Here is a 24,191-nt window from a genome sequence, read left to right as displayed (position 1 = left end):
GCCACACCCCACTACCGATTCTCATCTTGATTGTCGCGCGACTCTCATCCTGAATGTCGCGCTGCAGGGCGCTATTGCGGCAATCTCCCCTGAGGTTGAATCGGCAGCCTCAGATCACCTTCATGCCGTTCGCATAATGATGCCAGGCGAAGATCGCCGCCGCGCCGCGATGCGGCCGCCAGTCTTCGGCCAGCGCGCGAGTCAGCTTCTCGCTCGGCCGGGCCTCATGGCCGAGGATTCGGCCGATCTCGATCTGCACCGCAAGGTCGCCGGCGGGCCAGATATCGGGGCGCCCTTCAGCGAACAGCAGATAGACCTCGGCCGACCAGCGGCCGATCCCCTTGATGCTGACCAAGGCTGCCGTCGCCGCCTCATCGTCGGCGGGCAGATTCGCCAGGTCGAGTCGCCCGCTGGTGACTTCTTGGGCCAGGCTGCGCGCATAACCCGCTTTCTGCCGCGACAGGCCAGCTTCACGGAGCTGTTCGTCGTTCGCCCGGGCGATATTGCCCGGGTCGTCGAGACTGCCGACGATCGCTTCGAGCTTGCGCCAGACCGACTCGGCCGCCTTGGTGCTGACCTGCTGGCCGATAATTGTGCGAAGCAGTGTCGCATAGCCGCGGGCGCGAATCCGCGGTTCCGGATATCCCGCGCGCTCGATCGCGGCAGCGAAAGCGGGTTCGCGCGCAGCGAGCGCATCGAGCCCGCTACGCAACTGGTCGGCGCTCAGGCCCATGTGATGTTCCCTTGATTAGCGGCACGCGGGGCGGCATGGCGACCCGGAACCCCATAGGAGGAATTGATGCCCAAGCTTATCGTCGTGACCCGTGAAGGGGAAGAACGCGAGATCATGGGCGAATCCGGGCTGTCCGTGATGGAGGTCATTCGTGACGCGGGGATCGACGAGATCCTGGCGCTGTGCGGCGGCTGCTGCAGCTGCGCTACCTGCCATGTCCATGTCGACCCGGAATTTGCGTCCAAAATGCCGAAAATGAGCGAGGACGAGAATGACCTGCTCGATTCCTCGTCCGATCGCGACGACCGCTCGCGGCTGTCGTGCCAGATCGAATTCTCGGATGCCCTCGATGGCTTGAGGGTGACGATCGCCGCCGAGGATTGAGGCACCGCCGTCACATTTTAGATACGAATCTTCTTCCAAAACGTCATGCCGGACTTGTTCCGGCATCTACTGAGCCGGCGTCTCGACCAGTCGAAACGTGGAGAATGTGGCCCAGTGGATCCCGGAACAAGTCCGGGATGACGGTAAGATATTGAACTAACACGATCATTTCTTAACTCAGCGCCTATGGAACAAGTCCGTGGTGACGGAGCTTCAGCAGTTGCTGCCCCGCACCAGCCGAACAGCGCCATAGGCTTCGACGGGTATCAGCAGCACGTCCCGGTCGCCCTGCCTTATGTAGCTGATGGCCCCAGCTGCCAGGCTTGGCACTGGTTCTGCCATTCTTCCCGGTCCGGCTGGTGGGCTGTTCATGCCATCGTGGAGGATGAAGGCAGGCGTAACCTGGACTGATCGTCGCTCTGCGTCGCTCCAATGCCCAATCTGAAATGACTTCACGCTGGTCCCAGAGGTGAACTCACCCCTGCTTCCTACAATCCTCAGGAACGGTTGGCCGTCGTCGAAGCGGTAGCACCCTGCCGGAATTTGCGCGTCCGGCTGCCCGCAGCCGGATAGCAGGACGGCACTGATCAACAGAACAAGGTGACTGCGCATTCCCGCACTCCGGATCAGAAGGAGAATGTCCGCTACTGTGCGCAATCGCCTTTTACTTCGCCGCCATCCGCAGTACCGCCGACGGCGCATCCTTGGTCAGCGGCGACACTTTCCATGTCACCGTCTTGCGCCCCGCCGTCGTCACCGGGCCTTCCTCGTTGTTCTGGCTGACGATCTCGGCATTGGTGTCGAGCGTGAAGACGCCGTCGAGCTGGCTCGCCGACTTGTCCATGCCGGGCGCGCTCATTCCCTTCGAATCATTCGCATTGGCATAGCCCGGCGCTTTCATGCGCACCGTGTTGTTGGCGCGCAGCTCGACCGCGATGAACGGGAAGACCGCCTCGGCATCGATATTGTACGGATAGACGAAGCCGTGATCGAGGGTGCCGGAAATGGCGTAATCGATGCTGAACTTGCCGTCGCCGAGATAGGTGACCTTGCGATAGCCGGCTTCCTTCGACAGCGCCGTGGCAATCGCCCGGTTCTTGGCGTCAGCGGCGGCTTTCTTGGCGGCGGGATTGTCGGCCGAATCGCCCTTTTGCAGCGCAATCTGCTGGAGCGTCGGCGTGCCGTCATCGTCCGTGCTTGCCGGATCGGTCGGGCTCGGCGTGGCCATATCGCCAAGGCCCTTGGTCATGTCATCGTCCTGGAGCGCAATGACCTCCCCGACATAGGTGAAGGTGAAATGCCGGTCGGCGTCGATCTTCAGCGTCGACACGAACTTGCCCGGGGTGAGCACGCAGCTTGCGAGCACGAACGGCAGCAGCAGGACGAAGGCGAGGCGGGAAAGGCGTGCGGTCATGACGAACCCCCCGGTTCAGCGTGTCGTCACCGCGTAGAGCGCGATTGCCGCCGCGTTGGACACGTTCAGGCTCTCCACTTTAGGCGAGATCGGCAGCCGCGCAAGCTCGTCGCAATGCGCGGCGGTATTCTGGCGCATGCCCTCGCCCTCCGCACCGAGCACCAAGGCGATTCGCTGCTGGCCCATTGCCTGGGCAAGCGTCTGGGTCGCCTCGCCGGTGAGGCCGATCCGCCAGAAGCCGGCCTCGGCGATTTCCTCGAGCGCACGCGCGAGATTCACCACCCTGACCCAGGGCACGATCTCGAGCGCACCCGAGGCGGAGCGTGCGATCGTCCCCGATTCGGGCGGCGCGTGGCGATCGGGCGTGACGATGCCGAGCGCATCGAAGGCGGCGGCCGAGCGCAGGATCGCGCCGACATTGTGCGGATCGGTCACCTGATCGAGCACGATCAGCGGGCGCCGGTCGTCACGGCCCTGTTCGAGCAGGTCGCCCAGCCAGATATCCTCGAGCGGATCAACCTCGGCCACCAGCCCCTGGTGCGGGGCATCGCCGGGCACGAGCCGGGCGAGATCGGTCACCTCGGCAAAGGTGATCGGGATGACCGGCGGGATATCGAGCGCGGCAAGCGCCTCGCGCGTCGCCCAGAGCTTGCGCACGACCCGTTCGGGGTTCGCGAGCGCGGCCGTGACTGCGTGGCGGCCCCAGAAGCGGGGGCGGCCGGCGGGAGCCTGGGAAGGGCGGTGTCCTTTGCGTGCCATCAGTCGTCATCATCCGAATAAGCGTAAGGGTCAGTCACCACCGGCCGGGTCGGCAGCGGCGGTCGCGGGAGGACATGGTCGGCATTTGCCGCGTTCAGCAGGAAGGAAGCGAGGATCACCGACGCCTGGCGCATATCGGCGCCCTTCAGGTGATCGAAGGTGTCGATATTGGTGTGGTGGACGCGACTGTCATAGTCGAGCGGGTCCTGGATGAACTGGAAGCCGGGCACGCCGACCGCCTGCATGAAGACATGGTCGGTGCCGCCGGTCTTGCGGATCACGACATTGGTCGCGCCCATCGGCGCGAAGGGCGCGAGCCACTCGCGGAAGATCGGCACGACTGCCTGGTTGTTCTCGACATAGATGCCGCGGACCTTGCCCGAGCCATTGTCGAGGTTGAAATACGCAGCGAGCTCGCCCCAGCCGGGCCTGGGCGTGATCGGCCAGCGGTTCGACCAGCCATAATAGCGCGCCAGGCCGGTCTGCGGCGGATCGTTCGGTGAACCGCGCGTCGCCAGGTGATTCTCGACATAAGCGAGGCTGCCGAGCAGGCCCTGTTCCTCGCCCGCCCAGAGCGCGAAGCGGATCGTCCGCTTGGGCCGCACGCCCGTAGCGGCGAGGATGCGTGCCGCCTCCATCACCATCGCCGAACCGGCGCCATTGTCGCCGGCCCCGTCTCCCGCGACCCAACTATCGAGATGACCGCCGGCCATGACATAGCCGGCCTTGGGGTCGGTGCCCGGAATCTCGGCGATGATGTCATAGGCATTGCGATCGCTGTCGTCGAAACGGACGTCGCTGTTGATGGCGATCGTCGGCGCCGGACCCACCTTGGCGAGGCGGGCAAGGCGGCGATAGTCCTCAGCCGCGATCTCGACGCCCGGCACTACAGGCGTGTCGCCGACACCGAACAGATAGCCCTCGCCATGGATCAGCTTGCCGTCGCTGCGCGATTCGGTCGCATAGGCGAGCGCGCCCTCGCTCTTCAGGAAGGCGTCGAGTTTCCTGGCGAAATCGAGCCGCTTGATGCGGCGGTCAGTGGCGGCGGGATCGTATGTCGGCTGCTGATACTGATCGAGCTTGCCGAGATCCTCGTTCGTATAGCGCTTGAAGGCGGCCTCGCCGGGCTCGGAGCCGGTGTCGGGCAAGGTGACCATCACGATCCTGCCCTTCAACTGCCCGCGCCATTTGTCGAAATCGCGCTCGCGCTTGATCGGCGCGACGATCACCGGCGCGGTGATCGTGCCTTCTGTCGAGGGCGTCCAGGCGATCGGGATCGCGACCAGCTCGACGGCACGTGGCGTGATCATCTTCACGCTCGAGCTTTCGATCCACCAGCCGCGGCCGAAATCGAAGCCTTCCTTGTGGACGTTCTTCAGCCCCCATTCGCTGAACTTGGCCTGGGTCCAGGCCTCGGCCTGCCGCATCTGGGGAGAATTGGTCAGGCGCGGGCCGATCACGTCGGCGAGGTGCTCGGCGATCGGCATCACCTGGCTGCGCGTCGTGCCCTCGTCGATGATTCGGTTCACCTGGCCGCGATCGACCGATTGCGACAGAGCGGGAGCGGAAACGGCGAGCAGGGCGGTGGCGAGCAACAACGAACGGCGCATGGGTCCTCCGATGATGGCCGAGAAACAATGTTGCGCACGGCCTATTCGTCACCGCGGCGGCGCGCAAGGGCCGCGAGCCGTTGACAGCAGCGCCTGCGCTCGGCATGGGACCGCCTCGCTTTTGGGCGGCCCGGATGGACAGGTGGCCGAGTGGTTAAAGGCAGCAGACTGTAAATCTGCCGGGGTTTCCCCTACGCTGGTTCGAACCCAGCCCTGTCCACCATTTCTACATTCTCACGCATCCGCAGGTGTGCGGAAAACCCAAGGTTTTCCGCTACTTCGCGGTGATTCGCATCCGCACTCATCCACTGCTTTCCGCCGGTGACCGATTTGGCCTGTGGGAAGAAATGTGGGAATATTTCGCGATGGGAAAGCCCTCAGCGACAGCTGTGAAAGCGGAAAGCCGGCCCGGCCGGCATGGCGATGGTGACGGCCTCTTCCTGATGGTGAGCGCGACGGGCGCAAAAAGCTGGGTCTGTCGCGTGCAGAAAAACGGGCGGCGGCGGGACATCGGTCTTGGCAGTGCCGCCAAGGTGCCTCTGGCGCAGGCTCGCAAGCGCGCCGACGAGGTTCGCGGTTGGATGGAGATGGGCCTCGATCCGGTCTTCGAGAAGCGCAAGGCACGTGGCATCCCGACGTTCAAGGAAGCCGCGGCGAAGGTCTATGCCGCGACCCACAAGACGTGGCGAAACCAAAAGCACGAATGGCAGTGGGGGCGCACCCTCGAGCAGTTCGTCTATCCGACCATCGGTAATGTGAGCGTGGCCGAGGTCACCGGACCCATGGTGCGCAATGTCCTGGCCGAGATATGGCTCAGCAAGCCGGAGACGGCACGCCGGGTGCGGCAGCGGATCGGCGCTGTTCTGGATTGGGCCTATGCCAGCGGTTATCGGGAAACCGAGGCCCCCATGCGCTCGATTACCAAGGGCCTGCCGCGACAGCCACGCGCTGCCGGGCACTACGTCGCCCTGCCATATTCGGAGATGGCCGGCTTCCTCGCCAAGCTGCGGGAGCGGGAGACGCTCGGGCGACTTGCGCTTGAATTCGCGATCCTGACCGCGGCGCGCTCGGGCGAGGTGAGAAAGGCAGAGTGGTCCGAATTCGACCTGAAGCGCAAGCTCTGGACGATCCCGGGCGAGCGGATGAAGTCCGGTCGGGAGCATGTCGTCCCGCTCGCGCCGGCTGCAATGCGAGTTCTGGACCGGTGCGAAGCGTCGCGCGGAACCGGGTCTTCGCTCGTGTTTCCGTCACCGAAACCGGGCCAGGCCCTGTCCGATATGACGCTCATGAAAGTTCTTCGGGATATGAAGATTACGGCAACCGTCCACGGGTTCAGGTCGTCGTTTCGGGATTGGGTCAGCGAAGCTACCGATCATCAGGGCGAGCTGGCGGAAGCCGCTTTGGCGCACGCGGTCAAGGACAAGACCGAGGCTGCCTATCGACGCGGAACGCTACTCGAAAAGCGGCGGCGGCTGATGGAGGACTGGGACGCTTTCTGTCACGCTGTGTGAGGGGGCGAGGAGGCCGCCGGCGCGAGCTTTCCTCGCCGCCAGCGGCCTCAACCGCGATTGCACGTCAAAGAGTAGTCCCGGTGTCGGCGCGCCGGGGAGGCTTGCGCTTCTCCCATTTGACGATTTCAGATTCGCGCCACGCGACACAGCGCTCGCTGATCTTGATACTCTTCGGAAACGTCCCCTCCTCCATCCTGCGGTACAACCCCGATCGGCTCGGGCCGGTTCGCTCCAGCACGGGTTTCATTCTCAACAATCGTTCCGGCTTCTTCGTCGTCATGTGATGTCTCCATGCTGGTCACCAAGCTCCCGGCCGCGAAATTCGCGAGTTAGGCCCGCAGGAACAGGGGGCGAGACACTCTGGGACGCAGGTGGCGGTGTGTGGCGGAGAAAGGCGGTCCGTGGCACGTTCGAGGAAGCGGCGCCTCGCGCGAGCTGCCCGCGCGACCGCCGCTCTGCAGCGCAGGCCGTCTTGGGCAGCTGCGCTGCCGAGTCCGTTTCGGGTCTCGGCCGGCCGGTAACGATCGGCCGGGGGCGGACCGGTGAACCAGTCCTGATATAGGGAGCGGGGCATTGACGCTCTCTGCCGGGCGCCGGCTGCGCCTTTGCCCGGACAGGGTGCGAAGCCTGATCGCGGCCCCGCGGGCGCTCCGGCTCGGCACTGGGCGGTACGCCCGGTCCGGCGGCTTCGCCGCCAGGACCCCTGCGCGCCGCTGATCCGGCGCTGCCGCCGGGGAGCCCGTCCTTTGTTGGGGGCGGCTGATGCCGCCGATCGCTGCGGTCGCCGCTCGCGCGGCGGCGTATTTGTAGCCTCTCCCGGGCAAGCGCGGATGGGCGGCGCTTCCTGCTAGCCCGCCCGCGGGCGCGGCAAGCCGGGCTGCGCCCGGCTCCTTCCCTTCGTTCCGGCCTTTCAGGTGCAGCGCCCGCTCCAGGCGGGCCTCTTCGGTCGCTTCTGCCGCCCATCCCCGCTTCTGCGGGGAAGCCATGCTGGTTTTGGGGGCGGTGCTGGAGGCTGATGATGGATCTGCTTACCCCTGACCTGCGGGCTGTGCCGCTGGCGAATGGCGAGGCCGCCGCGCGCGGCGCTGGCGGTTCCGCCCATGACCCGATCCCGGTCGTCAAATTCTTCAATCCGGTCGGTGCCGCGACATGGCTTGCGACCGAGCTGGACGCTGACGGTGACACCCTGTTCGGCCTGGCTGACCTCGGTTTCGGTTGACCGAAACCCTGCGTATTTCAGAAGTCCTGGACAGGCGTTTCGCAAAATCGCGGACGAGCATTTCGCTAAGTCCCGGATAGTCGGCGTGGTTCGCTGTTGGGTGCCTTGTTGATTTTCACGCTACGATGATTTCGGCTTTGTCCGGTTCGGTCAAGAGGGACGGCGTGCGGGTTTTGCGCATGCTGTCGCCCTCGAGCGTGATCCGGTGCGCATTGTGGACGAGGCGATCAAGGATGGCGTCGGCGATCGTCGGCTGACCGATCATTTCGTGCCACTGCGCGACCGGCAGCTGCGCGGTGATCAGCGTGGATTTCCGCTTGTAGCGCTCTTCGAAGATTTCCAGCAGGTCGCCGCGCTGTTGTTCCGTCAGGCCATGGCTTCCCCAGTCGTCGAGTATCAGGAGCTGGACCCGGGTCAGCTTGTCGATCAGTCGCGGGAAGCGGCCGTCGAGCCGCGCCATTCCCAGGTCTTCGAACATGCGCGGCATGCGAACGTAAAGAACCGAGTAGTCGAGCCGGGCTGCCTGGCGCCCGAACGCACACCCCAACCAGGTTTTGCCCGTGCCGGTCGGGCCGGTGATGATGAGGTGCTCGTGCGCCTTGAGCCAGTCGCCCTGCGCTAGCGCGAGGACGCTGCGGCGGTCGAGCTTGCGGTGGGCGGCAAAGTCGATGTTCTCGATGCAAGCCTCGCCGAACCGCAGCCGCGCGGCGGCAAGCCGGTTGGCGAGCCGCTTGTCGCTACGCGTAGCCATCTCCCGATCGAGCATCAGCCCGAGCCATTCGTCGCGGCTCAGCCCATCGCTACCGGCCTGTTCGGCAAGATCGCGATAAGCCCCCGCCATTCCGGCGAGCCCCAGCGTCTGCATCTGGTCCACCATGGGATGTGTCAGCATGATCGTCATTCCTTTCATTGATAGTAGACCGCACCGCGGATGTTGCCGTGCGGCGGCGTTGAGCTGACTGGCTCACTGGCCGGACTGGCCTGGTCCAGCCCGGATTTGAGGATGGAGAGAACCGAGGCGTAAGTGGTGGCCTCGATCGCCAGCGCGCGGTCACAGGCCGCATCGAGACGGGCATGACCGTATCCGCGTCCAAGCGAGAGGATGCCCATCGCCGAGCGATAGCCCTGCTCGGGATGGCGCCGATCGTTCATCATCCGCTCGACCATGACAGTCACATTGGCGCCCATTTTGGTCGCGCGTTCGATCAGCGATGCCGGCGTCCGGTCGGCGTAACGCTGGTGCGCCTTGGGCATGTGGGCGCTGACGGTGATGTGGAACCCGCGCTGCGAGTTGCGCACATGGCTGGCGATCCGTTTGTGATTGTGGAAGATCTCGACCACCCGTTGGGTCAGACGCACATCTACCTGGCGGCCGATCAGGCCATGCGGAACGGAGTAGAAGTTGCGGTCGACCGCGACGTGGTAATCGGGGTGGACCTTGGCGATCTTCCATTCCGCGTATTCGAACCGTCCGACCGGGAGCGGCTTGAGCGCGACGCGCTCGATCTCCTCGAACATCTCGCGGCGCGAGCGTCCAACATGCCGCATCGTCTTGCCGTTGATCAGTTCGAGCAGCCCGGCGATCTCGGCATTGAGGGCGGCCAGATCGAAGAACCGCCGATTGCGCAGCCGGGCGATGATCCACCTTTCCGCGATCAGGACCGCCCCCTCGACCTTGCCCTTGTCACGCGGCTTGAACGGCCGTGTCGGCAGGATTGTCGTGTCGTAATGTTCTGCCATCGCGGCGAAGGTCGCGGTCAGGGTGGGCTCGAACCACAGTGCCTTGGCGACCCCCGCCTTCAGATTGTCGCAGACGATCGAGGCAGGAACGCCGCCAAAATACTCCAGCGCACGAACCTGACCCTCGATCCAGTCCGGTAACCGCTGGTACAAGCTTGCCGTCGCGAAGGTATAACTCGACGCTCCGAGCACGGCGACGAACAGCTGGGCCTCGTGGACCTCTCCGGTGTCGGGATCGATCAGCGGGATGGTCTGACCTGCGTAATCGGTCTGCGTCACCGCGCCGGCGGCATGGCGGTGCCGGTAGGTCGGGTTGGCGCGCTTCGCGTGCTGACCGAACTTGTCGCAAAACCAGGTGTAGCCGAACCCGCCGGGGTGGGCTTCGCGATATTCCTGCCACAGCAGCAGAAGCGTCACGCCTTTGTGCTTCATCTCGCGTGAGACCAGCTGCCAGTCCGGTTCGGTCATGTCACGCGGCGGACGCCCCATCTGCCGGAACAGGCTGCGCTCAAGCGCAGCGTCATCTTCGTGCCCGGCAGGCATCGGCCAGGCGCTCAGCCCGGCCTCGCGCGCCCGCAGCAAATAGGGCGAAACGGTCGACTTGCTCAGCCCGAGCCGTTCCGACACCTCGCGCACCGATAGCCCACTCTCGTAGGTCAGGCGCAATATCGATCTGATATCCTTCACGTCCGTTCGTCTCGGCTGCTTCCGCCTCGGCATGTCCGTCTCCCAGCTCCTTCGCTGGGACGATCATGCCAAACCGGCGCACCCACTGACCAACCGCGCCGAACTGTCCGGGACTTTCCGAATTGACTGTCCGCGACTTTGTGAAATCACTGTCCGCGACTTACCGAAATCGGTGTCCGGGACTTCCCGAAACACGCAGGCTCACTATGGCGGGGTCAATGTTGGGCGCCGATCGGGGGTCAATATCCCGCGCCGGTTGACACCCGCGTAGCCGGCGCCTCTTTTATCTCGCCATGATTCCGATCGTACCCCAGCGCACCCACGGCACCACAACCCGCGACGATCCAGAACCGCACGCGAAGACAGGCCGGTCTCGCGATGGTGCCGATATTTGTGGAAGATATTCAACAGCTTGGTACGACAAGGGCACCGGGAGTCTCCCCACCAGTGCCAGCTATCTCGCTAAAAACGATGTGCAGACAATGGCTTACCCCGCAGGGGGAGCCACTGCTTTTATCTTGCTTTCGCCTCGTAGCCGAGTTCGCGAGCCCTTTCGACGATCATCAGCAGCTTCTTTTCCATGTCCGGCGCCTCGGGCGGCCGTTTATGCGCGTGGAGTTTGTCCCGCTCACTCGTGAAGTTGAGATAGGCCTCTATCAGTTCCGGTACTCGGCCAGGCTCCGCCACACACGCCGCCGCAACGCCCACCAGCGGCCTAGATCCCGGGTTATTCTGCAATGGGTGCGCCTCGCTGGTTGCAATCGGATCGTTCAGGTCGCGAGACAGGGTGACGGGATCGGCGTAGCGTTTGTACCAAGCAAACCCGTCGACGCTGAGCATCGCTTCAATGCGCTGCACCGTTTCCTTAACGTCTTCTTCTAAGTGATCAAACCGCAGGCACAGTTCTCGATCGCGCTCTCGATCGAAAGCAAAATAACCGCCAACGGAACGATAGACAGTGAAGGCATAACGCTGGTTATCCGCTCCATAGATCGGCATCGCAACGCGCGTTATTTCCTCAACGGCATCATTTCGCAACCCCAGGCCATATTGTCCCTCGTAATAGCCAGCTCTCCACTTGGGACCAGTGGCCAATGGGAATGAGCTCCAGCTAAAATCATCTAATCCCGAATCAGTTTTTCTAATATAGACATCTCTTGATTTTACATACTTGAATCCATGTTCCGTCATGAACGGATCAAGGACACTAACGAGAGTGCGGTCGGGTTGCTTCATTGTCCCCACCATCCCCCTTGGAGAATCGAAGGACCATTAATTCGTTGAACATCAAGTGGGCCGACTGGCGTACCAGCGCGCAACCCAAGTGCCCTACCATTGTTGCCGACGATCACACCACCATTCCTAGCCAGATAGGGAAAATGCTCCGACTGACGAGCGCTCAAGGAGACGTATTGGTCAAGCTTGTATTCGCGTGCAAGTAACGATCCGCCTTCGGGAAGATAGCCCGCTTGATCGAGAACGGCCCGGCCTGGAAGCAGATTTCCGGCATCGTCGAAGGCGCGCACCGCGAGCCCTCGCACGGACTGACCCTGCCCAAACACATTCGCTGCCGCGTCGGCCGCAGCAGCATTCTCAAACTCTATACCTTGGACGAGCCGCGTACGGGCGCCAATCGTTCCAACAGTACCGTCAAATCCACCGATACGTGGAGCGGACAGCGTATACTGTGATCCGCTCACACCAAGGTCAAAGGTCCCGCCCGCCAGTCCCCTCTCTGCGGCGGCCAAGCCACGAATGGCAACCTTTCCGCCGACTGTCAGGACCTTTCCGCCGACTGCCCCGACCACTTTTACGCCGCCGGTGATGATCTTGGGAGCGACAATGCTCACCCCGATATTGACCGCACCTTGCTGCCATGTCTCATAGCCCGTAGCAACTCGCGCAACGGTAGACAGTTGTGAAATTACCGGAATGCCGGAGTCTTCTCCGACCTGCGTAAAGCCATCATATGATTGCTTGAGAACAATATTATTGAATTTTGTGTCTCCCTGCTCCTTAAATTTATCAATGGAATCTTTGAGATATTGTACATCAGCCGAGAAGCGATCCGAATATTCAGGATGATCTGCTATGCCCTTTTCAAGGGCCCCCAAGGCGAGGGCGCCTCGAGTTAAGTTTCCATAGGTCTCAGTGGCGATAGTTTTTCCGACATCGGGAGACGCATTCAATATAGAGAGGGCATCAAGTACGGGTATATCAGGATTCAACAACGTATCTGTCATCGTCCCATTGGGACCGTAAAGGTTTCCATTAGTAAATTCATTTGAGTTTAACGTTGGAACTACGGTTCCCGGATTAGCGAGAGATACCTGACGATCTCTTTCATAAATCGCCTGGGTATCCTGATCAGCGAGGGCTTTACTCGCCGCCACTTCTTGATCTGTTACGGGACGGCGCTTGGCAGTGACGACAATTTCGCCGGGGAGAGGGTCGCCATCGGATGACGAAATCGTTGGCAGCGGCATCTCGGCAATCTGCTTGAGAAGATCTGCCGTATTCGAAACGCCCAAGGCGTCGGCTGAATAGGCCCCACTCAGCGGACCATTGTCCGCATAATGTAGCCCCTCGTGCGCTACCTGAGGCTCCGCGTCGATTGTCCTGCTCTGCGCCCCTTTCGGGAGACCCCCGGTGATAGCATCAACCAGAAAGCCCCCAGCAGTCTGCGCGACGATATCGGGGAGTGCCGCCATGATATTGTCACCGAAGTCAGTGCCGTTCACGAGACTTCGCGTCGCAGCATCAGCAAGTCCACCCGCTGCGCTCGTGGCAAGCCTTTGTGCAAACACCTCACCGGGCGTGTAAGCTTGGCCGAACTGGCTTCCCAAAGCGCTTCCGGCCATGGCCCCGACACCAGCCGCTGCGACGCCTGTGAAATCAAACCTTGATTGAAGCTGCGTGGCAACGCCAATCCCTTGCGTGACGGCGCTTGCGGCAGCGCCGTTAAGACCAGCTTGCAACACCTTGCTACCCACGCCAATACTGCCAGCGAAGCCGGCCTTACCAAATACCCCACTAGGCCCAATCCCAGCGCCGATCGCGCCTGACAGGGCGCTAAGAGCAACCCCCTTCCAGCTGAACTTGTCTTGGATGTGAGTAACCACGCCCACACCTTGGCTCACGATCGACCCGAGAGCGCCAGCGACCGCGCCGATACCAACAACTGCCACGGCGGATAGTCCTGTGGTTCCGGCCGCGATTGCGCTGAGCCCGCTAAGCACACCGGTGACGCCCGAGCTTGCTGGTGCCAACGCTGCTACCGCACCGCCAGCGGTGATGGCGGTGACCGCAATCGCTATCACCAATAGCAAAATGACGCCAAGCACGCCGCACGGCGCCTTCTTCGGCGGCTTGGCTGTCGTCGGGCTGGTGTCGCCGAGCGCTTCGTTGGGATCGTAAGGCCGCCAGGTGTCGGCAGCGTTACGGCTGTTATGGACCTTGTTGGGGATGTTGAGCACCCGGCCGTCGGCCAGTGACTCCGATCCGGTCAGCCCATTGGCCTCGGCGATCAGATACCAGAGCGAGCCGTCGCCCCACACGGCCTGGGCGATGCTGGTGAGCGTGTCGCCGCTGTTGACGGTGTAGTTCGACCCGGTGCTCGCCGTGCTGGTGCCGTTGATCGCGTCGTAGCTCTGCTCGAAATCGGCCATCGGGGTCGCATAGGCCAGGCCGCCCGCGAACGGGCCGGTCAGCCCCTGCTTCGGCCTGAGCCGGTTGGCGATCGAGGCGGCATAAGAAACATTGTCGGTGCCGTTGTTGCCGACCTCGCCCATTTGCAGCCCGCCGAAATTATAGTGCACCGCATGCGGGTTGCCGGCGCTGGTCGTGTTGCCCGATAGCTTCACCTCGAGCCGGTCGATGATCTGCCCGTTCTGGTCTGTGACGAAGTTGGCATCGCGCGGCTGGCCGTCGGCGATGTGCGCCTGGGTGACGTGGCCCGAGCTGTCATAGCTGTAAGTCGTGGTCCAGTCGGTGGTGCCATTATTGTCATTGTCGTTGCCGATGGTCGACTGCAGCGCACCGTCCCACCAGACATAGCCATAGGTCTGCCTGCTGTCGGGCGCGCCGTTGCTGCCGCTGTCGACGCCGTTCTTGAAGGCGATCTGCAATTGCTGGGTCAGCAGCCCGTTCGTGTAGCTGTTGGTGATATAGGTGACATAAGTCTGTGACGGCCCGCCGGTGGTGTCGCGCCGGATCGTCGTGCTGGTCTCGGACAGCTCGCGACCCGCCATGTCATAGACGATGTTCGACCGGTCAAACGAACCGTCGAACCCGCCCAGCTCGGTATAGGCGGTGATCCGCCCGAGCGCATCGCGCGTGATCGTGGAAAGTCCACCGCCCGTCGCCGGCGGCGCGACAAGGGTTGGCTCTGGGGCGAACTCGTCATATTGGCCAGGCTGCGCGCCCGGATCCATGAAGGCATCGGCCTTGGTGGTCTTCGCGAGATATCCGTCCGCAGTATAGACATAGTCTTCACGCCGATCGCCGCTGAACGTGTAGGTGACCAGCGTCCAGCTGCCGTCGGTTCCCGTACCATCCGGGATGATCTGCTGGCCATGGGGACCAGGGCTGAGATATTCCCAGCGCTGACCGAGCACGCCAGCAGTATATAACGCGCTCCGCCGGTTGCCGTCGAAATAATAGGTGATCGCGGTTCCTTGGGTGCCGCGGTCGATCGTGCCCACCCCCCGCGCCGCATCGCCGGTCACAACGTCGCCGGAGCTGTTGGTGGCCGAGAGCGAACCCTTGGTGAGCGTGAACCGGTTCATCGAGTCATACAGATACCAGTAATCCTGGGTCGAACTGGTGGTCGCCAGCGTGCCGTCGGAATTGAGCGCGCGATAGCTCGCGTTGGAGCGGCGGACATTGCCGACCGCGTCATATTCCCATGCTGTGGTGTTGATCGTCGCGTTACTCGTGTCGCGGTCGGTCCATGAGGTCATGCGGCCCAGCGCGTCATAGCTGGCGATATCGTTGCGATAGGTCACGCCACCCTTGGCGAAGGTCTCCAGCGTGCGGTTGCCGGCGGCGTCATATTGGTAGGTGGCGCTGCCCTGGGTGCCTGTTTGCGCAGCAACCGCGCCGGTGTTGTAGTAGCTGAACCCAAGGCTCTCGCCCTGACCATTGGTACGCGCGGTCAGCCGGCCGGCCTTGTCGAAGGTGAAGTCGTAATTATGGTTGCCGAAGTCGATCTGGTCGACAGTGCGCCCGAAATAATCCTGACTTTCGGTGGCCAGCTGGCTCGTACCGATATTGCTGGTGGTCTTGGTCCACCCGCCGAAGGTACCGAGGCCGGCGGTCGCGAGGCCGGCGTCCCAGCTATAGGTGTAATTGGTCGCCTCACCGGCAAAGTTGACGGTGGAGGTGACGCGGCCCTGTGCATCGAAATAGGTCTTTTCGAGATAGCCCGAGCCGAACTGTGAGTTCCAGTGATCAATGCGGTGGCCGAGCCCGTCATAGTCGAAATGGTCGACGAGCTGGACCACGTTGCCGGTCGGGTTGCCGACGCTGCCGACGGGCCTCGCCGCGTGGGTCTGGGTGATCAGGCGGCCGAGCTTGTCATAGTCCCGCCCCTCGACGCTGCCGACCTCGTTGATCGTCATGCGGGCGTTACCAAAGACGTCGTAGCGCGTCTCGGCGATCCCCGTGTCGGGATGAAATTCCTTGATGATCAGCGCCTCGTCGTCACCATGGCCGGTGCCGGCAAGGATCTGGCGTGTGTTCCGGTGCCCATTGGCATCGAGCACCGAGATGAGGCGGCCCGACTGATCATACCGATAATATTCAGTGGGGTTGACGTTCGACAGGCGGCCATTCTCAGCCGTCACGCTGACCTGCGGCAGGACCTTCGACAGCAGGCGGCCCATACTGTTGTACGTGTAGTTGGTCGTGTAGGCGCGCGCATCGGTTTCCGACGCGACCTCGCCGAACGCGTTATAGGTCTTGGCGCCGGTGATCGTGGTGGCGCTGCCGCCGGTGGCGAGGAGCCGGTCCGGCTGGCGGGTTCCGATCTGTTCGCCGCGCTCGTCGTAGAGGGTGATGGTGGTCACTGCGTTCGAAATGCTGGTCCCGCCGGTGCTGGTAATCGAGGTGGCATAGTTGGCGAGGGTCAGTGCCGAGAGATCGGCACCGGCTGAGGCCAGCTGGAGTGTCTGGTTGCCGGCTTTATCATACACATAGAATTTCTGGACACCGTCGCCGCTGTTCGATGACCAGACCTGGCCGGCAGCGTTATAACTATAGGTCTGCTGATAAGTGGGTGTCCCGGCTGTCGCCGCCGTGATGCCCTGCCCGGTCATCTCGCCATAGCCGTCGTACCGGACCCAATTCTTGTCGTAGGCAACGCCGGCGGCATCGGTGAACACCCAGGTCGCGCCGCTGAGCCGCGCAGTGGTGTGGCTGGTAGCCCGCCGGGCGGCATCGTAATTATAGACCACCGCCTCGGTGATGCTGGTCCCATCGGCTTTCAGCCGCGAATAGCTGTCGCGAATGACATTTCCCTGGGCGTCATAGGCGTAGTTATGAGTGAAGTTCGCCGCGTCCGTCGAAGACATCAGGCGCCCGCCGGCACCATAGACATTCGTCGTGACGTGCTGTTCGCCGCCTGAATTGCCAAGTGCATCGCTGACAGTGGTGGTCAAGACGTTGTTCAGGCCGTCATAGGTATAGGTCGTCAGCCGGGCGACCGACTGGGCGTTCTGGTTGGTGTGGCTGGGGTCGGTTTCGGACAGCGTGCGGCCGATGGCGTCGTAGGTATAGGTCGTCGTGTCACCATTGGCCTCGGTCTTAGTCAGCGCCTCGCCCAGTGCGTTATAGGTGTAGCTCACGAGCGAGCTCTGGCCATCAATCAACGCGCGATGTTCGGGATATTCCGAGAAGAAGGCGAGAACCCCGCCGCGGGTCCAGCCATTGGCCAGATTGGCTGTCCAGACGTCGATCTCACTCTGCGTGGCCTGGCGGCGAAAGGCATTTTGATATAATGTGGCAACAAATACCGTATTGGTGCTCGCCGCACCGCCCATGTGCGCCTGGACGCCGCTGTCAGTCAGAATATAGGTTGCCATTGCCTCCAATGCGTTCGCATTGTTATCAAGCAATATATTTCCATATTGATTGATGTTTTCGGGTGACGTGTCGTTCTGATGCTGGATCAGATAGGCGCTCCATTCGGCAATCTCACCGCTATTGGGTGCCCGGCCCAGCACGACATCATACATGCGATAGACCTGCATCGCGGGGCCATCCAGGTCGACGTTGCGCTGGTCGCTGAGCCGGGTTGTCTGTGTGATAAGGTTGCCGTTTGTATCGATCGTATAGCCCTGCAGGCCGAGGCGTCGTTCGGTCAGGCGGCGCCCGCTGCTGTCATAGCTGAACAGCGTGATACGATCATCAGCACTGACCGACACGCTACGGGACAGCGTTAGAGGATCAGAATCGAGGCCGACCGCCGCTGTGGGTTTCTGCGCGTAGCGGACTTCCAGGAGCACATTGCCATTCGCGTCGGGCAGCCAGGTAGTCAGATAGCCTGCCGCGTCGACCTGACCGGTTTTGCGCCCGAGCCGGTCAAAATATGTATAGACCGAGTTTCCGTTGGCGTCGGTTGTCCTGACGATGTTGCCATTGGCATCATAGTCGTTGGTTGCCACCGGCGCGGTCGTCGCGGTGACATAAGTGCCGTTGACGAACTGGCCCGTGGTTATTGCGGCACCGCTCGTCGTCTTCAGGCGATTGTTGCGATCATAGGTGTAGGTCGTGGTGCGGCAGTCGCTCGGATTGACAGGATCCGGCTTCGGGCTGTCGGCGGCGCTTGCCGCGATCAGGCCGGCGGTCAGGGTGCGATGATCACCATGCTCGTTGAAAAAGGCGAGCATGCCGGCGCGCGTCCATCCGGCGCTTATGTTGGCCAGCCAGACGCTTGTCTCGGTCGATGTCGGGGCCCGACGAAACGCGCATTGATACAGCTGGCTGATGAAGGCGCTGTTATCGGCTGCGCCAAGGCGCGCCTGCACCCCGGCATCGCCGAGGATCTCGGCGCAGATCGCCTCAAGCGTCCCCATCTTCTCCCCATTGGGGTCGACGCTCGGCCAGCCTTCGGCAGCTGGCTGGACGGCGTTCGGATAGAGATTGGCCATTCGCCAAAGCCAGTCAGTCACCTCCTGCGTTGTCGGCATGCGACCCAGAGTCAGATCGTAGAGACGATAGATTTGCGCCACCGCGCTGTTGGGATCGAGCGGCAAAGCGGTGATCGCGCTGCCATAGACGGTTGCGGTCTGAACATTGCCGTTTTTGTCATATGTCCAGGCGGAATAGGTGCCGACCGGGCTGATCTCGGCGGTTTTCCGTCCGAGACGATCGTAATAGCTGAGCGTCAGGTTGCCCGCCGCGTCGGTGCGGGCGATGACGTCGCCACGGCGATCATAGACGATTGTTTCGGTGGGGACGACAGATGGCTGGTCCACCAGGTTCTGGCCGACCACGTTGACGCGATCGTGCGTGGTGGTCACCAGCCGGTCGAGCTTATCATAGGCATAGGTGGTGGTGCGATGCTCTGACGCCCCGCTTGCCTCGACCATCTGGATCCGGTTGCCACGTGCATCATAGGCATAGGTGTTGGTGACCGTCGCGCCGGCCGCGGTGACCTGGACGATTTCGCTGGTCAGCAGGCCACGCTTGTCAAAGCTGTTGGTGGTGAGCCCACCGAGCTTGTTGACGACGGTGTCGCGGTCACCAAAGGCATTATAGGTGTAGGATTCGGTGATGTTGTCGGCGGCGTTGGTGTCGGTCACCTGCGCAGTCGATTTGACGCGGTCGAGCTTGTCGTAAGTGAAGCTCGAGACCGCGTCCTTGGCGCTGGCGGCGGTAACATTCGGCAGATTTGCCGGACCCGGCGTGCCGGTCCAGCTTACGCGCGTAGCATAATGAGTGACCGTCTCGGTCTTGCCGGTGAAGGTATAGGTGGTGCGGGTCGCATAGCCTTCTGGATCGACCTGCAGGGTCAGCTGGTTGAGCGCGTTGTAGTAGAAATAGCCGACATTGTTCCGCGGATCGACGACCTGCACCAGGTTGCCGAACGCGTCATAGCTGTTGGTCGTCACCGCGTTGGGGTGCGTGGCGTCGAGCGGGACCGAGGTCGTCAGGACATTGCCATTGGCATCATAGGTGTAATGGGTGGCATAGGCCGCCCAGACGGCGTCGATCTGTGTCTGGGTCGGGGTCCCAACCAGTGCGGCGATCGCCGCGTTGCCATTGCCGTCGAGCTTGTCGGTTACCCGGCCGAGCGCGTCGTACCGGTAGCTGGTGGTGGTCGCTTCGGCCTGGCCGAAGGCGCGGGTCGTCGCGGTGACACGGCCGAGCGCGTCGTAGCTCTGGAAGGTAGTGACTTCGTCGGTCGTCCCGGGAGCGATGACGGTGGTGGTCGCCTGACCAAGCTGATTGAGAGTGAGGACCGTGTGGACGAGAGTGGGGTCGACCGTTTCCTTGAGCCGGCCTGCAGTGTCGTAGATGAACTCGGTGGTGGCAGGTGGTTTGGTTGGGCTCGGGGGCACCGCGACATAGCTTATGGCTTGCGCCAGCGTCGTACTGTCGGTGAACGCGGTGTAGGCGCCGCTGCTGTCGAAGCGGTCACCAAAGCGGGTGGTGTAGCGCACGCTGCCTGCCGCGTTGTAGGTATATTGGGTGATATAGTTTTCGGCATCGATGCTGAAGCGGAGGCGGCCATCCTGGTCGTAAATCGCCCGTGAAATGCGGTCGTTGGTTGCGCTGCCATTGGTCGTCAGCCAGGTCGCCATGGTCGCGTCGCTCGGGTCACCGGTCGCCGTATAGGCCACCGCAACGCGCTGCTGCTTGATGACATTGCCGCGGGTGTCGTAGCTATAGGCGGTGACATAGCCGAGCGCGTCGATCGTCCAGGTACGCTGATGATCGGCATTATAGACGTTGCGGGTGATCGGCGATGCCGAGATTGCGCCCGAGGTCATAACGCTAATCTGGGCCTGGATTCCAGCGACGGTGTAGGTCGCGCCCGCGGAGATCGCGGTCGAATAGGCAATGCTGCGGATCGCATTACCGGTCGCGTCATAATCATATTCGGTCAGGAAGTTCAGCGCATCCACACTGTAGCGCAGCTTGCCGTCGCGGTCGTACACCGAGTGCGTGATCTCGTCCTTGCCCGAGGACGCCGTGACACGCGACGCGATGTCGCTGGCGCTGGCAATGGTTGCGAGACCGCTCAGAGAGATCGCCGTCGAATACGCCTGGGTGACGACGACTCGGCCTTCATTGTCATAGCTGCGCTGCGTGACGCCGCCGAGCGCGTCGACCGTGTAGATCAGGCGTTCGGCATTGTCATAGACATAGCGGGTGACGTTGCCGAGCACGTCCTGGACCGCAGCGAGATTGCCGCGGCCGTCATAATTGTAGGTCGTCATGTGGCCGAGCGCGTCGGTCGCGGTCAGAAGCCTGCCGGCGCGATCATAGGTCTTGGACATCGCGTGGCTGGCCGGATCAGTGAGCGTGACCGCCCGCCCGAAGGCGTCATAGCCATAGCTGGTGGTGATCGCCTTGCCGCCGCTCGCCGAATCCACGACCTGTGTCTTCAGCAGCCCGCGCCGATCATAGGTCTTCGTCGTCTGGATCGTCGACGGAACCGTCGCGTCGAGCGGGTCCACCTCGGTGATGAGATCGCCAAAGGCGTCATAGCTGTAGGCGGTTGTCGCGCCGAGCGCGTCGATCCTATCCTTGACTGTGCCATCGACATTGTAATCGGCATGAACGTCGGAATCGGCGCCGCTGGTGGCGAGTGCCGAGATCGTGCTGGCGACGCTGCTGGCGGCGCCCCCGGTCATCGTGGCAAGCGTCGCAGTTGCGATGCGCTTGGCGTACAGGATCGTGTCGGCGACCTGATCGAAGGCGTTGTAACGATATTCGGTGACCTGGCCAAGCGGGTCGATCGCGTAGGCAAGCGTGCCGTCAGCATTGTAATAATTGAGTGATTTCGCGCCCGCCGCGTTCGTCGCGATCAGGTGATCGTCAACGTCATAGGTGTAATTTGTGGTTAGAGTATTCTCGGCGTTCGTCGAGCTGGTGAGACGCCCGTGCAGATCATAGGTTTGATTGAAGACGTGCGGGTCGCTGCTTTCATATTGCGTCGTGGTCGAGGTGACATTGTATAGCGAATCATAAGCGTAGGAGGTGACCGTCGTGACCGACGAAGGCGTCGTGGTGAGCGTTCGCGTTGCCGTCAGCACATGACCATAGGCGTCGCGCGTGTAGGCGGTGGTGTCGAGCACGGTCCCGGTCGGCGCGCTTGGCAAGGTCGCGAGCGTCGGGGGCGTCGAAATCAGGGTCGATGGATTGAGCTTCTGACCGCTGACGATCTGCGCCAGATCGCCCTGCGCGGTATAGCTGTAGCGCGTGAGGTCGCCCTCGCCGTCGATCGACGCAGCCATAAGCCCGCGCGCGTCATAAAGCATCCAGTGATGGATATCGCTCGCGTTGGTGGCGGGCAGTAGCTGCGCGAATGTCCCGCTCGCCCAGTAAGCCGTGTTCGTTTGGGTCGCGTAGGCGATCGTCTGGGTCTTCAGGCCCCCTGCGTCATAGATGTTCTGAGTCAGATATCCCTCGGCATCGAGGGCGCCGATGAGGTTACCGTCCTTGTCGTAGAACATCCGGCTGACACGATCGTTGTTCGCGTCTGCATTCGGCAGATAGGTCGGCGAGTGCAGGCGGGAGTTCAGCACGGGTGGGGCAACGATGATCGCGCTGCCCGCAGTCGCGGTCGTTCCATTTATATAGACGACAGGCTGAACCTGGCTGTCCGTGGCCGTATAGACGCGGGTGATCTCGATCGTCGTGCCAACCGAGGTGCTGAGGCCAGTGATGTTGACGCTGCCGCCCGTACCATTGGTGAGCGAACCGGGGCCTGACAGGATCGTCGCTTTTGTGTTGGTGGTATCGCCCCAGCCGCCGCTCGGTCCGTAAAGTGCAAGCAGGGCGGATGTGGTTGAGCCATAGCCCATGAGCGTGACTTGAAAGGTCGATGCCTGCCCCGCGCTCGCCATGGGTGCATAGAGCGCGAAGCCGCCAGCCGCCCCTGTCGCCGTCTGGGTGAACTTGTAGGCGCTTGCCCCTTCGATCGCGGAGCCCGCTTGCGAGGCGCCGAAGATCGTCCAGGAGGAGGGGTTGCCGGGGAACAGATTGGTGGTCTCGGATGCCTTCAGCGCAGCGATGTTTGCGGGGGAGACCAGGCTTGCATATTGGGTCGTCGAGACGAGCTGCGACAGGCCGTCATAGGTATAGACCGTGGTCGCGCCCGTGCCGTCGATCGTTTGTACCAGCCGCTCGGACAGGTCATAGATATTGAAGGCCCAGCGATCGTCGCTGGTGGCGCTTGGACGTACGGCATCCAGGGTGACCGCGAGGAGATTGCCGCTGCCATCGATCAGCTGGCTATAGGCGAGCCGCGTCGAATAACGCGTCGTGCTGGTGACGTTGTTCTCGGCGTCATAACGATACTCGGTGATCGAGCCGGATTCGTCGACAGCGGCGGTCTTGCGCCCCGCGCCGTCATAGAAAAAATAGGTGTGATTGCCGAGCGGGTCGGTCGTCAGTTTCAAGCGGCCAAGCGCATCATATTTGTACGTCGTGGTCTGTGAAGTAACGCCGGTGCCGGTTTTGGTGAAGCTGATCAGCTCTCCGGCGAGATCGTAGACGGAAATCTCAGTTGATCCGTTCGCCAGCGTAACCGTGGTTGTCCGGCTCGAATCCGCAAACAGAACCGTGGTCGATATGCTGTTATAATCGCTGGTGCTCTTGGTCCTGCCGAGTCCATCATAGGTATAGCTCTCTGTCTTGGTAACACCTTCCACCACAGTCTGACGGTTAAGGAGCAGGCCAGCCTGATTGTAGGTATAGCTTGTCTTGGTCAGTTCTGACGAGGTGTCGAAAGCGCCCGTCGACAGGAGCTTCGAGTAGCTGAGTGTCGAGGCAAGATTCTCGCGCGTATCATAGATGTTTTCGGTACGCCGGGCTGCGCTTTGATCGATCGTCCCGATCCAGGTGCTGAGGGCGGTGGCCGTAGGCATCTGGGTGGTCGTCAATGCGGAGGTGTCGTACTTCGACCCTACATACTCGATGGCGCTCAGCTGTTTGCCGGCCGTATCATAAGTGTACGCGGTCACCGTACCTTCGGCGGACACCGAATAAGCGAGGTTCCTCGTAGCGGTATAGACATAGCGGGTGGTCTGGGGCGTACTAGCCGTGCCGCTGCCGGCACCATCTGGATCTGGCGCAATATAGTGCGTCTCGGCCTGCAGCAGCGAAAGCCCAGGTACATAGGTGCGTTCCGTGGTGTTCCCCAGCGAGTCAACACGGCTGATCCAGTTGCCATAGGCATCATAGGTGTAGGTGACGACGTTACCGTCCCCTTCGTTGACCGAGGTGACATTGCCGTTCGCGTCATAGGTGAACTGCCGGATCTGCGATGCGGTGGATGCGTTCGCAGGCGGCGCTACAATCTGCGTCAGATTTCCGTTCGCATCATAGGAGAGGACGGTATTCTGGAGGAGCGGGTCCGTGATCGTCGTTTTCCGCGCCGTGGTGTCATAGCTGAACGTGGTCAGGCGGGTGACGCCGCTCGCGACGGTCTGGGTGACAGACGTTACGCGGTAATCCGATCCAGCCAGCGTGTAGGCAAACGACACCAGCGAGCCGTCGGTCTGCGCGATCGACGCTACCCGATTGCTGGTGCCATCATATGTATAGGTGGTAGTGTAGACATTGCCGTCGATCTTGACGTGATCTTCCGGCGTGAGATCGGTCACGACTTTGGAGAGACGGCCCGAAGTATCATATGTATAGTAGGTGCGGGTGAGCGTCGGCGTCGAGCCGGAGCCCGGCGCAAATGTGTCCAGCTGAACCAGCTGCGTGCCGGAATAAACAAGGTTCGTGTAGTCGCCATCGGCAGATGTTATCCGCGTGACGAGATTGCCGGTGTACGTGAACGTCACCGTGTTCAAATTGTTATCTGTCAGGTTGATGGCACGTCCATTATGGGACTGTCGTGATTTCCGTGTGTGGGCGGGCATAATGGGTAAGAAGGAGACCCAGTATGTCCCGA

At 62.1% G+C, this 24,191-nt stretch carries 11 protein-coding genes, 1 tRNA gene and 1 pseudogene; 4 read left to right on the top strand and 9 right to left on the bottom strand.

The genetic code is table 11. The features are described from left to right. Window positions 1–109: 109 nt before the first annotated feature. Complete coding sequence (locus ABD050_RS25165; protein WP_343892295.1) at window positions 110–733, bottom strand: DNA-3-methyladenine glycosylase family protein; 624 nt, start codon at window positions 731–733, stop codon at window positions 110–112. Between the two features lie 66 nt (window positions 734–799). On the opposite strand from ABD050_RS25165, the gene ABD050_RS25160 reads away from it, so the two are divergent. Next, on the top strand, window positions 800–1,117 hold the full coding sequence (locus tag ABD050_RS25160) for a 2Fe-2S iron-sulfur cluster-binding protein (protein WP_343892294.1): 318 nt from the start codon (window positions 800–802) through the stop codon (window positions 1,115–1,117). A 664-nt stretch (window positions 1,118–1,781) separates the two neighbouring features. Here ABD050_RS25160 and ABD050_RS25155 read toward each other — a convergent pair. The 3 genes from ABD050_RS25155 to ABD050_RS25145 are packed head-to-tail and all read right to left on the bottom strand — an operon-like array spanning window position 1,782 to window position 4,900. Next, the gene (locus ABD050_RS25155) at window positions 1,782–2,531 is read right to left on the bottom strand and encodes a hypothetical protein (protein ID WP_343892293.1); all 750 of its coding nucleotides are present in this window, start codon (window positions 2,529–2,531) and stop codon (window positions 1,782–1,784) included. Window positions 2,532–2,546: 15 nt separating this feature from the next. After that, window positions 2,547–3,290, bottom strand: a complete 744-nt coding sequence (gene rlmB, locus ABD050_RS25150) for a 23S rRNA (guanosine(2251)-2'-O)-methyltransferase RlmB (protein WP_343892292.1) — start codon at window positions 3,288–3,290, stop codon at window positions 2,547–2,549. Further along, window positions 3,290–4,900, bottom strand: coding sequence for a M20/M25/M40 family metallo-hydrolase (locus tag ABD050_RS25145; RefSeq protein ID WP_343892291.1), 1,611 nt, complete (start codon window positions 4,898–4,900; stop codon window positions 3,290–3,292). Before ABD050_RS25145 ends, rlmB begins: the two co-directional genes overlap by 1 nt. A gap of 136 nt (window positions 4,901–5,036) precedes the next feature. Between ABD050_RS25145 and ABD050_RS25140 the strand changes: the two genes are divergently transcribed. Next, a tRNA-Tyr gene (locus ABD050_RS25140) sits at window positions 5,037–5,123 on the top strand. 25 nt (window positions 5,124–5,148) lie between these two features. After that, window positions 5,149–6,411, top strand: coding sequence for a tyrosine-type recombinase/integrase (locus ABD050_RS25135; protein WP_343892290.1), 1,263 nt, complete (start codon window positions 5,149–5,151; stop codon window positions 6,409–6,411). A 64-nt stretch (window positions 6,412–6,475) separates the two neighbouring features. Here ABD050_RS25135 and ABD050_RS25130 read toward each other — a convergent pair whose 3' ends face one another. Beyond that, a complete protein-coding gene (locus ABD050_RS25130; RefSeq protein WP_343892289.1) occupies window positions 6,476–6,691 on the bottom strand; it encodes a helix-turn-helix transcriptional regulator in 216 nt (71 codons plus the stop codon). A 738-nt stretch (window positions 6,692–7,429) separates the two neighbouring features. Here ABD050_RS25130 and ABD050_RS25125 point away from each other — a divergent pair. Further along, window positions 7,430–7,627: pseudogene (locus ABD050_RS25125) on the top strand (DUF2958 domain-containing protein); the annotation flags it as partial. A gap of 118 nt (window positions 7,628–7,745) precedes the next feature. Here ABD050_RS25125 and istB read toward each other — a convergent pair. The 4 genes from istB to ABD050_RS25105 form a co-directional block, all read right to left on the bottom strand. Continuing rightward, entirely contained in the window at window positions 7,746–8,522 is a 777-nt protein-coding gene (istB, locus tag ABD050_RS25120) for an IS21-like element helper ATPase IstB (protein WP_343892296.1), read from the bottom strand. A gap of 14 nt (window positions 8,523–8,536) precedes the next feature. Continuing rightward, window positions 8,537–10,090 (bottom strand): IS21 family transposase, encoded by a 1,554-nt coding sequence (gene istA, locus ABD050_RS25115; RefSeq protein ID WP_343892288.1) that lies wholly within the window; start codon window positions 10,088–10,090, stop codon window positions 8,537–8,539. Between the two features lie 480 nt (window positions 10,091–10,570). Then, entirely contained in the window at window positions 10,571–11,293 is a 723-nt protein-coding gene (locus ABD050_RS25110; protein WP_343892287.1) for a hypothetical protein, read from the bottom strand. Further along, window positions 11,290–24,081, bottom strand: coding sequence for a DUF4214 domain-containing protein (locus ABD050_RS25105; protein ID WP_343892286.1), 12,792 nt, complete (start codon window positions 24,079–24,081; stop codon window positions 11,290–11,292). The genes ABD050_RS25110 and ABD050_RS25105 overlap by 4 nt, the downstream gene beginning before the upstream one ends. Between the last annotated feature and the right edge of the window lie 110 nt (window positions 24,082–24,191).

This window comes from Sphingomonas oligophenolica, assembly GCF_039522915.1.
In the GTDB taxonomy this organism is placed as follows: domain Bacteria; phylum Pseudomonadota; class Alphaproteobacteria; order Sphingomonadales; family Sphingomonadaceae; genus Sphingomonas; species Sphingomonas oligophenolica.
The sequence above is the reverse complement of the archived record's forward strand: the minus strand, read 5'-3'. Positions and strand labels throughout refer to the sequence as shown.

Bases quoted from the DNA above. Each gene is read 5' to 3' on its own strand.
- ABD050_RS25165 (WP_343892295.1), bottom strand. From the start codon at position 733: ATGGGCCTGAGCGCCGACCAGTTGCGTAGCGGGCTCGATGCGCTCGCT.
- ABD050_RS25160 (WP_343892294.1), top strand. From the start codon at position 800: ATGCCCAAGCTTATCGTCGTGACCCGTGAAGGGGAAGAACGCGAGATC.
- ABD050_RS25155 (WP_343892293.1), bottom strand. From the start codon at position 2,531: ATGACCGCACGCCTTTCCCGCCTCGCCTTCGTCCTGCTGCTGCCGTTC.
- rlmB (WP_343892292.1), bottom strand. From the start codon at position 3,290: ATGGCACGCAAAGGACACCGCCCTTCCCAGGCTCCCGCCGGCCGCCCC.
- ABD050_RS25145 (WP_343892291.1), bottom strand. From the start codon at position 4,900: ATGCGCCGTTCGTTGTTGCTCGCCACCGCCCTGCTCGCCGTTTCCGCT.
- ABD050_RS25130 (WP_343892289.1), bottom strand. From the start codon at position 6,691: ATGACGACGAAGAAGCCGGAACGATTGTTGAGAATGAAACCCGTGCTG.
- istB (WP_343892296.1), bottom strand. From the start codon at position 8,522: ATGCTGACACATCCCATGGTGGACCAGATGCAGACGCTGGGGCTCGCC.
- istA (WP_343892288.1), bottom strand. From the start codon at position 10,090: ATGCCGAGGCGGAAGCAGCCGAGACGAACGGACGTGAAGGATATCAGA.
- ABD050_RS25110 (WP_343892287.1), bottom strand. From the start codon at position 11,293: ATGAAGCAACCCGACCGCACTCTCGTTAGTGTCCTTGATCCGTTCATG.